General features: G+C 43.2%; 7 protein-coding genes. 3 read left to right on the forward strand and 4 right to left on the reverse strand.

Annotated elements, in window-relative coordinates; translation table 11 throughout:
* The first annotated feature begins 24 nt into the window (after positions 1 to 24).
* Positions 25 to 1,197 (forward strand): baeRF3 domain-containing protein, encoded by a 1,173-nt coding sequence (locus V7L01_RS08670; protein ID WP_335033756.1) that lies wholly within the window; start codon positions 25 to 27, stop codon positions 1,195 to 1,197.
* Positions 1,198 to 1,247: 50 nt separating this feature from the next.
* Positions 1,248 to 2,066, forward strand: a complete 819-nt coding sequence (locus V7L01_RS08675; RefSeq protein WP_335033758.1) for a hypothetical protein — start codon at positions 1,248 to 1,250, stop codon at positions 2,064 to 2,066.
* On the opposite strand, the gene V7L01_RS08680 is transcribed toward V7L01_RS08675, so the two are convergent.
* Entirely contained in the window at positions 2,059 to 4,437 is a 2,379-nt protein-coding gene (locus tag V7L01_RS08680) for a putative PEP-binding protein (RefSeq protein ID WP_335033760.1), read from the reverse strand. The genes V7L01_RS08675 and V7L01_RS08680 overlap by 8 nt on opposite strands.
* A gap of 749 nt (positions 4,438 to 5,186) precedes the next feature.
* Here V7L01_RS08680 and V7L01_RS08685 point away from each other — a divergent pair.
* Complete coding sequence (locus V7L01_RS08685) at positions 5,187 to 5,645, forward strand: MgtC/SapB family protein (protein WP_335033762.1); 459 nt, start codon at positions 5,187 to 5,189, stop codon at positions 5,643 to 5,645.
* A gap of 251 nt (positions 5,646 to 5,896) precedes the next feature.
* Here the strand turns inward: V7L01_RS08685 and V7L01_RS08690 are convergent, their stop codons facing one another.
* The 3 genes from V7L01_RS08690 to V7L01_RS08700 form a co-directional block, all read right to left on the reverse strand.
* Positions 5,897 to 7,012, reverse strand: coding sequence for an acyltransferase family protein (locus tag V7L01_RS08690; RefSeq protein ID WP_335033764.1), 1,116 nt, complete (start codon positions 7,010 to 7,012; stop codon positions 5,897 to 5,899).
* A 540-nt stretch (positions 7,013 to 7,552) separates the two neighbouring features.
* Complete coding sequence (gene recF, locus V7L01_RS08695; protein WP_335033765.1) at positions 7,553 to 8,716, reverse strand: DNA replication/repair protein RecF; 1,164 nt, start codon at positions 8,714 to 8,716, stop codon at positions 7,553 to 7,555.
* A 76-nt stretch (positions 8,717 to 8,792) separates the two neighbouring features.
* On the reverse strand, positions 8,793 to 11,651 hold the full coding sequence (locus tag V7L01_RS08700) for a cation-translocating P-type ATPase (RefSeq protein WP_335033767.1): 2,859 nt from the start codon (positions 11,649 to 11,651) through the stop codon (positions 8,793 to 8,795).

Below are 11,651 nucleotides of genomic sequence, written 5' to 3' on the forward strand. Positions count from 1 at the left end.
TCATGTTGATAGGAGGGATATAATATGCAATTAATCTCTAGAGAGGAAATAAAGACATTAATAGAACAGCCAAAAGGAAATTGTGTTTCAATTTATATGCCAACGCACTCAGCCGGGCCAGAAGTGCGACAAAACCCAATTCGCTTTAAAAATTTGGTCAGGGAAGCAGAGGCTCGTTTAATTGATGCGGGTTTGACACAGGAAGATGCGATCGCATTATTGGAAAAATCCCAGGAAATTGATAACCAAGAGTTTTGGGAGCAAATAGGAGAGCAAGGCCTGGCGATTTTTATTTCTGACAATATTTTTCGCTATTATCCTCTGCCAATTGATTTTCAAGAGTTGGTCGTGGTTACAGACCGATTTCACATCAAACCACTGCTGCCAATTTTAAATGGCAATGGTCGTTTCTATATCCTGGCTTTGAGCCAACAAGATGTTAGGTTCTTTGAAGGAACACGCTACAGCGTCAAAGAGATAGAAGTAGAAAATCTCCCTAAAAGTGTAGATGAAGCTCTGCAAAGAGATGATACTGCTAAAGAAGGTCAGTTTCGCATCGCAACATCAAAAGGGGGAACCTCCAATCCTTTTTCGCAACCAGGTTCGTTTCACGGACAGGGAAGCCCTGACAGGGATAAACGCCAAGAAGACATTCTCCAATTCTTTCAAATTGTCGATCGCGCATTATACGAGAAACTGAAATTGCAAAAAGCGCCTTTGGTGCTGGCTGGGGTAGAATATCTCTTGCCTGTGTATAGACAAGCAAATACTTACCAGCATTTGATGGATGAAGCTATTATCGGTAATCCAGAAATTCTCAGCGCCCAAGAGTTACATGACCAAGCTTGGCCGATTGTCGAGGCTAATTTCCAAAAGTCACAGCAAGCAGCTTTGGAGCAATTTCACGAATTGTTTGGTGGCGATACTGGTAAAGCATCTAACAACCTCCAAGAAGTTGTCTCAGCAGCTTATTACCAACGAGTCGATTCATTACTAGTTGCAGTTGGTCAGCAACAGTGGGGTTTATTCGATCCAACCTCAGAAACGGTTTATTTGCATCCAGAAAAAGAAACTGGTGATGAGGATTTGTTGGATTTTGTCGCTGCTCATACCTTATTAAATGGTGGCACGGTTTACGCTGTTCCTTTTGAACAGATTCCATATAGCACAGCCGTTGCGGCAATTTACCGATATTGACATTTTGATGGTGTTGTATAAAGTTGAATCTGCTATATACAACACCATCGATGATTACTATTCGCTCCTTTATCAGTCAATCTTTAATCGGTTTAGCTGTTTTGAGTGCTGCGGCTGTATTTACCCAGACTGCAACAGCAGAAACAATAACTGGGCAATCGGGTAATGTCCGGGCAGAAATATCTTATGAGAAGCCAGAGGAATATCAGTATAAAAATGTCCGGTTGAAAATTATCCGAGCGGGTAAAACTGTTTTGGATCGAGAACTGCCGCAAGAAAATGAATATGACAGACCTGTGGGGAATATATCTGGACAAGAAAATAACTTACCAGTGCGAGACTTGGACGGTAACAAAGAACCAGAAATAATTGCCGATTTCTTTACAGGTGGAGCGCATTGTTGTACTTATTCATTAATTTATCGCTACGACAGCAAATCCCAAAAGTATCTTAAGATTCGTCATGAATGGGGCAATGGTGGCTATCAACTCAGAGATTTAGACAAAGATGGACTGCCAGAGTTTGATAGCCGAGACGATCGCTTTGCCTATGCTTTTACAGCTTATGCTGCTTCTGCCTACCCTCTGCAAATTTGGCATTATCGCCAAGGGAAAATGGTTGATGTGACTCGTAGCTATCCCAAATTAATCTTCAATCATGCCTCAGAGCTATGGCAAAGTTATACTCAGGCACGGCAACAAGGCGATGATGGCAAGGGCTTTTTGGCAGCTTATCTGGCAGATAAATATCTGCTGGGTCAAGGACAGGATGGCTGGGGGCGAGTGCAGCAAGCTTATAAAAAAAGCGACCGCACCAAATATTTCGCCGATTTACGGAAGTTTTTGCGCGAAACTGGCTACATTAAATAAAATTACTTTTTCCCTCTTTTAATTCACGTCGTGCAGCTTCCAAAATTAGGCGTTGTTCGGCACGAGCGATCGCTTGATATGTTCGCTCGACTGCTTCCGGTTCAACGGAAATGGAAGTTATGCCCCATTCCACTAACTTATCGATGATTTCTGGATAGAGGGCTGGTGCTTGACCGCAGATTGAACAAGGTATGCCAGCACTTTTAGCCATTTGGATCAGTTGAGCGATCGCACTCATAACTGCCGGATGACGCTCATTAAATACTTTTGCTAGCTGTCCTTGCTCTCGATCCACTCCGAGCAATAATTGGGTCAAATCATTTGTACCAATAGAAATTCCAGCTGCACCTGCTTTGACATATTCTGGCAGCAAAAACAGGACGCTTGGCACTTCTGCCATCATCCACAATTGAAACTGCGACACCTCAGTTAAATGAGCTTGCTCAACTTTGCGACGGCAAAAGACGAATTCTTCCACAGTTCGCACAAAAGGCAACAGTAGATTGACATTGCTATAGCCAGCTTGCTGTACACGCGCTAAAGCTTGCAGTTCCAACTCAAAGACTGCGGGATTTTGTAAATAGCTGAATGTACCACGTTCGCCCAACATCGATTGTGGTGAAGATTGTAAATTATCACTCAATGATGTTAAATCTTGCGCCCAATCTAAAGAGCGATAAAAAACTGGTCTTGGTGCAAAGGCACGGGCAAACTGCATAATCTCCTCAGACCATTGCTCTAACAATTCTGCCTGACGCCCGCTTAAAATCCAACTATTGGGATGTTGCCCGGACAACATTTTTAGTACCATCAATTCTGAGCGCAACAATCCCACTCCATCCACAGGGAAGCTTTGCACTTGTTCTATTAAACTGGACTGACTTAAGTTAACCAGCAGTTGGGTAGCAATCATAGGTAGATCGGCAGTAAGAGCAGGAGAGCGGGATGAGGAGATAGGCAAATGGAGAGACAGAGGATTTTCTGCCACTTTCCCCTTTTCCATTTCTGCCGTTTTCCCACTTTCGCCTTCTCCTTTAATCCGATAAACTTCTCCTCTGTCGCCATCGAGCAGTAGCCGTTCGCCAGTTTGGATTAAGCTTGTAGCAGATTTTGCGTTCACTACTGCTGCGATCCCTAATTCTCTGGCAAGAATTGCAGCGTGGCTGGTTAATCCACCTTGTTCAGTAATAATACCAGCAAGTTGGTGCAGTAATGGTAACCAATCAGGTGCGATCGCTGGTATTACTAAAATCACTCCCTTGGCTAGTTGTTCGGGTTTGTGTTGGGGATTTTTAATTACTAGGGCATTCGCAACAACACGTCCTCCTGCTGCCCCTAGTCCCCTGATCGGGTGTCCGTGGGAAATTACATGAGGAGAACTAACTTGCGTGATGTAGAGCTTGCCAGAAATAGTTTGCGCGGCGATAGTCCATTTAATCGTAAAGATTTGACCTAGTTCGCTCACCAGTTGAGTTCCCAGAGCAATTATTTGTTGTAAATAGTCTTCTTGTAAAGCGTACTGTTTTTGTTGGGCTTCTTGAATTAGGTAGGTACTCAGACAAGTAGGATCTGGTGTTAGCGCTGACTTCGGCACTGGTTGCGAAAGAGCTTCCGGTGCTGCATCATCAACACCATAAGCCAGCATTTTATTGCCGAGCTGTCGCTTCAGCACAATGCCAGTTTCCTGTTGAATATAGTAAACATCTGGCTGGACTTCGCCAAGAGCGATCGCAATTCCTAATCCCCAAGTAGCTTCAATTTCCCACCCTGAGGAGTTGGCTCTGAGCAAACCACTGGCGATCGCATTTTCAACCGGTTGAACCAAAACTGCTAAACTAATTTGTTGCAGGTTAATTCCTGCTTGTTGCCAATATAGTAGACTTCTGGCACGAAATATCTGGCTCCAGGTACGCTTGAGGGCAAAAGCGATCGCTTCGGGTTCGCACTCGCAAAACACCGACTCCAGCAAACCAGATATATTCTTCATACTTGGGGTAGCAGCTGATACTGCCAAAGTAGGTCGAAGAATCAAACAGCCAGTTTGCCATTCTCTAGCTGCTTGGAAAATTTTACTCACCCACTGCTGTGGCACAGTCGCAGTCAGTATTTCTTGGCGTAAGCGACCAGCTACCTGCTGAAGTTGACGCCAATTAGCTACATTCAGGTGTAACGAAGAATGGGGTAAGTCAGCCACTAATGACTCTGAACTATTGAGATTTTCGAGAAATTGTCGCAAAATTTCTGCCGAAACGACAAAACCAGGCACCACTGGATAGCCACGCTGCATGATTCTGCTCAAGTAAAACGCTTTGTCACCTACTTTGGCGCGGTCTTCTAGTTTAATTTGGTCTAGCCAGTAGAGTTTGTCCACTCAATTTGTTAGTTATCAGTTGTCTATTTGTATCCACAGCCATTTCCTCTTGGTACGTTATCAGCCGTAAATCCACTAACTCCCTACTAAAAGAGGAGTTTCCAGCATTTACGTTTAATTTGCTGACCTTATTAGTAAGTTAATTGCTAGTTACACGATCTATTGCTGTAATTCGACTCCTTTGTAAATCAAATATTTTCCTTCATTTAGCCTCTCTTGCCTGAAACCGAGGGGTTTAGTTGTTCGATTGAGTAGTAGATGGCTGTATCTAATTATTGAGTGTATGGGTTAAATCTAGCAGTTTGATGTATAATTTTATAGTTTAGTCATTTTTAGATAGTTAAAAAACTATTTAATTAAGTGAAAATTCATGTAGTTTGCTTAGAGCGCGATCGTTGTCATAATTTAGCAATGCAAACCTTAATTTATTATTGGCAAACATAATATTTTATTGGGAAATAATCCTAACAATGGAATATATTAATTTGCACCTAAAAAATATTCCAGAATTGATAGAATCTAAATATGATGTAAGCTATTAAATTACACCCGTCGAATTTGACTCCATCAATAAAAGATTAAAATATTTTTGCACTATTTTTGTAAAAATATTACTAATTAACCTAATATCCTATAGTGGAATGCCTACCTTTAACCAGTTGCTCAGAGCTACTTGTCTGGGTAATTGAGATGGTAGCTTAATTTGCTACGTGCTGTATTATAAAAAATTATCTATACCAGACGAAGCATTGCCAAACACTTACTATCTTGCAACTAATGATTGGCTAAATATCAGCCTCAGGCTATGCATTGCACTGCTTATTGGAGCAATTATCGGCTTAGAACGCCAAATTAAGCACAAACCAGCGGGTTTAAGAACTCATATGCTCGTGAGTTTAGGTTCAGCTGTGTTTGCTCTCATAATTATCCAAACAGGTGGGTCACAGTCCAGTCATGATGCACTCAGCCGCGTGATTCAGGGGATTGCAGCTGGTGTAGGATTTCTCGGTGCTGGAGAAATTGTGCGTCAATCTTCTGAAGAATCACACCAACCTGAAATTCACGGACTTACCTCAGCAGCGGCTATTTGGGTTTCGGCAGCTTTGGGAATTGCTGCTGGCTGTGGTTTGTGGCAGTTAGGATTAATCGGTGCTCTGCTGACTTTTTTGGTTCTCAAAGTTTTTAAAAGGTTAGAAAAACGTCCATAGTCAGACGATTTGGGATTTTGGAGAGGCAGCGCGGTCAAAAGAGGCAAGGGAGCAGGGGGAAAACTGAGACGGATAAATTTGCTTGCTTTGAAACCTTTTTAGATTTTAGATTTTCAAGCTAAAATCTAAAATTCGGTCAATAGGAGGTGATTAAAATTTTAGGTTGAGACATAAATTTTTAATCACCTGATTTTTTTGCTAATAACCCTTGTAATTCAGACCATCTCTAGGAAATTAAAAAAGGCTGTCTTTTATGCTCGTGAAAACTTTTTGCGTACCTGTCTCAATGGAAACTCTATAAACAGGTAAATCAGATAGGCTAATCCAAAAGAAATTAATAGAGCAATTCCTGCTTGGGGTACTTTATGCAATTGGGGAAAATACTTCCAAACACCGAATAACACAGTATAATGGACAAGGTATAGTGAATAAGAAAGTATACCGAGAAAGCGCATCCACTTGAAATTTAGCGCTGCGAATAATCCCCAAGTGGGAAAGCGAATAGCGGTAACAAAAATTGGGTATAAGGCAATTCCTTGTATGGTATAACGAATAGTTCCTCGAAACTCAGGTGAGCGAGATACGCATGTGAAAATAATCACGATTATTCCTATAGGCAACAAGAAATACTTCCAGAGTTTGTTAGAGTAATCTTGTTTATCCAGCATTGGATTACCATTTACTGCCAATGCACAACCAAAGAGAATACTATCTAGCCGGGTATCTGTTGCACAAAATATACGTAGTTCAGGTACTCCAAAACCATAAACTAAAACACACCGCCAAAGTAAGACAGCTAAACATAATCCCCAAAAGATTAGCATTTGTCTGCGCGAACTCACACGCAGTTTACGTAGAGCTACATAAAACAGTGGAAAAAGTAAATAAAAGTGCTCTTCGACAGCGAGAGACCAATATACCCAACTACCGGCAGTTATTCCCTCGCCAATAAAAATTCCATAGTAATTGGTATAGTGCAGAAACTGAGCCAAGAAGGCTGATAGGATAATTTTTCCCGGAAGTAATTCTAAGACAGTTAAGACGGCTCCTATCCCCAAGACTAGATAAAATGACGGCCAAATACGCAGGATTCGTCTTAGATAGAAGAGCTTAAAATCAATAGTCTCATAGCGATCGTACTCTTGTCTGAGAAGAGTTGTAATTAAGTAACCGCTGAGAAAGAAAAATACTGTTACGCCGAAACTTCCGGGAAAAACCTTCGCAAGTCCTGCATGGGATAAAAAAACAATTACGAAAGCAACAGTTCTTATGCCATCAAGAGATGGTATGTAAATTCTTGAGTGTGCATTCACACCGGACGAAGCCTCTGGATTAGTTCCAGACGAAGATGTTAAGGATTTTTCCACAAATATTTACTGAGTGACGGTGCGACAAACAGTTTGTATTATCCCTTTTTTTTTACTTTTGGCAAAGAATAATCTTAAACCCTGGTTTTTACATTTTTTTTGCAAAGAGGCAATTTAAATGAAAAAATGAGGATGCGATCGCTGAATTTTTGATTATGTGTGAATCTCAAGATAAGCGTCAGATTTTTTTCTCGGCAGAGTTATCACATAGGTGTTAGATAATACAATGAACCAAAAAATTTTGAAATCAGCAACCGACCAGCTAAATAATAGTGGTTAAGCCTTCCAAACAGGAATTATTTATATTAGTACTGAAGCCCAACTATATAGCGGTTCTCAGTTGAGTGAGGTACAAGAACCCCACCCCCAACCCAGGGGGCTATGATGTACCTTTCTTAAACCTGTAATCGGATTTAAGGTTAATTTTTAACAGCATTAAAAAATTAACAGGATGTGTAAAAATAGAGTATCAACTGTAAATTAAAATTTCTTAGCAGTTTGCCATCTCGACAACAAACAGCAGAATTTCAACCGCAATTCTTATAAATTTGGGATTATTTCCCCTGCTTTCACAAAAAGAATTTGGGAGGACTTCAACCATTGGGAATCAAAAGAACCCAAGTGAGTAGTAGTAATTAAGGTCTGAAAGCGGTCTTGAATGGCATCAAGCAATTGATTTTGGCGCGATAAATCTAGTTCGGCAAGAACATCATCAAGCAATAGTAGCGGTGGCTCTTTGACGACTTCTTCAATTAATTGTAATTCTGCTAATTTTAAGGCTAGAACCAGAGTTCGTTGTTGACCTTGAGAACCGTATTGACGAGCGGGTGTCTGGTTAATAGTTAATTCTATTTCGTCTCGATGCGGGCCGACAAGAGTAGTGCCTTGGTGCATTTCAGCAATAGCTCGCTGCTGAATTTTTGCTAAAAAAGCTTGCTGCACTTCTTCTGGATGGTTATCTTCTAAAGGAATATTAGGCACGTAGTTGATTTGCAGAACTTCTGTACTGCCGCTAATACTGGCGTGCCAAGCGGTAGCAATAGGAGCTAATCTTTGTATGGCGCGATCGCGTCGTCTAATTACCCTGGTTCCTGTGGTAGCTAACTGTGCATCCCACACCGCTAGTTCTGAGGAATCTGCACCGGGTGTATTTTCAACCAGTTGAGGCGACTGGCGTTGCTGATTAGTGGGTGCATCTTGAGTTTTTTTTAAAAAAGCATTGCGCTGACGTAACACATGGTTATACTGCTGCAAAATGTGAGCATAAACTGGTTCGAGTTGAATTAAGAGTGTATCTAACCAGTTGCGACGACCTTCCGGGCCGCCGCGGACTAATTCTAAATCTAGGCTGGAAAATTGGACTGCATTCAGAACGCCAAGAAAATCCATTTGACGGCGGATAGATTCACCATTGAGAGCAACGCTACGGCGACCATTGCGGCGCAAGGTTAAGGTAAGGTCGCTAACGCCTGTTTGCCGCTCAAGGGTGGCATTAATTTGGGCTATGGCTTCCCCTTCTTGAACTAAATCGCGATCGCGGGTCATTCGGTGCGATCGCAATGTCGCCAACAACTCCACCGCCTCCAACAAATTCGACTTTCCTTGAGCGTTATTACCTACCAAAATTGTTTTGGCAGCATTAAACTCAACGTTCTGGTCTTGATAATTGCGAAATTGTCGGAGGTTTAGAGTTTTGAGGTACATAAGTTCAATTTTGGATTTTAAATTTTAGATTTTGGATTGAAGATAAATCTAAAATCTAAAATCTAAAATTTCCTTTTCAGACGGCTTTCTTACCCACAATTCGCAGAAATATCTTCTCCGCTTCAATCCACACAAACATTAAAGCACTGAAGCCAATACAAACCCCCAACTCTTGCAGATTCAGGTAGTGAGTACCAAAGAAATCTCGCAGGGGTGGAACGTAAACTAGCATCAACTGCAAAATCGTGGTGACGACAACAGCCGCTAGTACAAATATATTAGAGAAGGGATTCATCTCTATAGTCAGTCGGTTGTTAGAGCGAATGGCGATCGCATGACCCATTTGGGCAATACACAAGGTAGTAAATACCATTGTTTTCCAAGTATCGGGATCTCCTTGATACCCAGCTGCATGGGTATGTTGATAAGCCCACCACATCAAGGCAATGCTGATAATGGCAAAAATGATCCCAATGCGAATCATGTAAGAACCTAATCCCCTAGCGAAAATACTTTCGCGGGGACTAAAAGGCGGACGTTGCATCACATCTGGTTCTGGAGGTTCCACAGCTAATGCCAAAGCTGGTAAACCGTCTGTTACCAAGTTCATCCACAAAATTTGTAGGGGAGTAAGGGGAACGCCTCCTAAACCAATTAGGGGTGCAGCTGCAATTGTCAGAACTTCGCCAATGTTACTGCCCAGGATGTATTTAATAAAGCGGCGAATATTCGTGTAAACAACTCGACCTTCCTTGGTGGCGCTGACAATGGTGGCAAAGTTGTCATCAAGTAATACCATGTCACTGGCTTCTTTACTGACATCGGTGCCAGTAATGCCCATTGCGATACCGATGTCGGCTTGTTTGAGGGCTGGGGCATCGTTGACACCATCGCCTGTCATCGCCACAAATCTACCCCGGCGTTGCAGTGCTTGGACAATTCGCAGTTTGTGTTCTGGGGAAACCCTGGCATAGATGCTCACCAGGTCAACGTTTTGCTCTAATTCCTGGTCGCTCATCCGTTGCAATTCTTGACCTGTGAGGACGCGATCGCCTTCTTGGGCAATTCCTAAATCGGTAGCGATCGCTCGTGCTGTTAACTGGTGGTCGCCAGTAATCATCACTGGGCGAATGCCTGCATCCCGGCACTCTTGCACAGCTGCCCTTACCTCTGGGCGTGGCGCATCTAGCATACCCACCAATCCCAGCCACACCAAGCCTTGCTCGGATGCTTCGTCTGAACCTTCCGGTGGAATTTCTGCTAGGGGTTTGTAGGCAAAACCTAGCACCCGCAAACCTTTACTCGCCATCAGGTCATTTTCTGCCAAAATTTTCTGGCGTTGTGCTTCAGTTAAGGGGGCTGAACGATCGCCCAAATGAATCTGAGTGGAGCGTGCCAAGGTTAATTCTGGAGAACCTTTGGTAAACATTAGGTAAGGTTCAGATTGGAGGAAATTAGCGATCGCTGGGTCAACGCCTCTGGAAGACGCGTCACCTGTGGCGACTCCCTCCACCTGCGAAATCACGCTCATCCGCTTGCGTTCCGAGGAAAAGGGAAACTCTGCAACGCGAGGTAATTTACTGTTCCACTGGTCTTTTTCGATTCCCGCTTTTCCCGCCAGTGTTAACAATGCCCCTTCTGTAGGATCTCCCAAAATTGCCCATTCACCTTGTTCTTTTTGCAATACCGAATCATTGCAAATAGCACAGGCGACTGACAACGCTGAGATTTCTGGGGACTGCTCTAGGGAAATTTTTTGACTATCTAACTGGAAGTCCCCTGTGGGAGTATAACCTTCGCCGGTGACGCGAAAAGTTTTGTTATTGGTGGAAAAAGATTGCACCACCATTTTATTTTGAGTCAGGGTGCCGGTTTTATCAGAACAGATGGTGGTTACAGAACCCAATGTTTCTACAGCTGGCAGCTTGCGAATTAAGGCGTTCTGGCGCACCATTCGCTGAGTTCCCAGTGCCAAGGTGACGGTGATTACGGCTGGTAACCCTTCTGGCACCACAGCAACCGCCATACTCAAGGAAACTTCCAAGAGTTCTTGGATGTTTTTAAAACCTCCGTCCTTGATTACACCGCCGACAACGACGATCGCCACCAGAATCAAAGAACCCGTAACTAGGACATTACCTAGTTGAGTCATCCGTTGCTGTAACGGCGTCGGCTCGCTTTCCACCGCCTGCAACATGGTGGCAATTTTGCCTAGTTCTGTAGTCATTCCGGTGTTAGTCACCAGAACCTTGCCTCGTCCTTGAACTACTTCAGTTCCTTGAAACACGACATTGAGGCGATCGCCTAATGATGTTTCTTCGGCCAATTTTAGTGATGCCTGTTTATTCACCGCTTCGGCTTCACCAGTCAGTGCTGACTCACGCACTTGTAAATTAGACTGTTCTATCAAGCGTCCATCTGCGGCTATCTGCATCCCAGCTTCCAGCAGCATTACATCTCCTGGAACTAGTTCCTTGGCTGCTATCTCCACCAGTCTGGCGTCGCGGATGACGCGCACTAAGGGAGAGGTCATTTTTTTCAGGGCTGCCAAGGCTTTTTCGGCACGGCTTTCTTGGACGTAGCCAAGTATGCCATTGAGGATAACAATTGCTAAGATAGCGATTGTATCTTTAAATGGCACTTCACCGGGCTTCAAACTGCCCGCCCGTAAAGCCATTAGGTCTAAAAACCCAGAAATCAAAGCCACGCCAATCAGCATCAACAACATAATGTTCTTGAACTGATCTAGCAAAATTTCCCAAGCACTACGGCCAGCAGTTTCTTCAAGTTCGTTGGGGCCGTACTTTTGTAATCTCTGTTGAATTTCTTGGGGTGTTAAGCCGCTGTCTGCATTACTATCGAGCAGGTCTAGCGCTTTATCAACTTCTAAACTATGCCAAACGGCGGCACCTTCAGGCAGAGAATTAGCAGACAT

Source organism: Nostoc sp., from assembly GCF_036917095.1.
Classification (GTDB): Bacteria; Cyanobacteriota; Cyanobacteriia; order Cyanobacteriales; family Nostocaceae; genus Nostoc.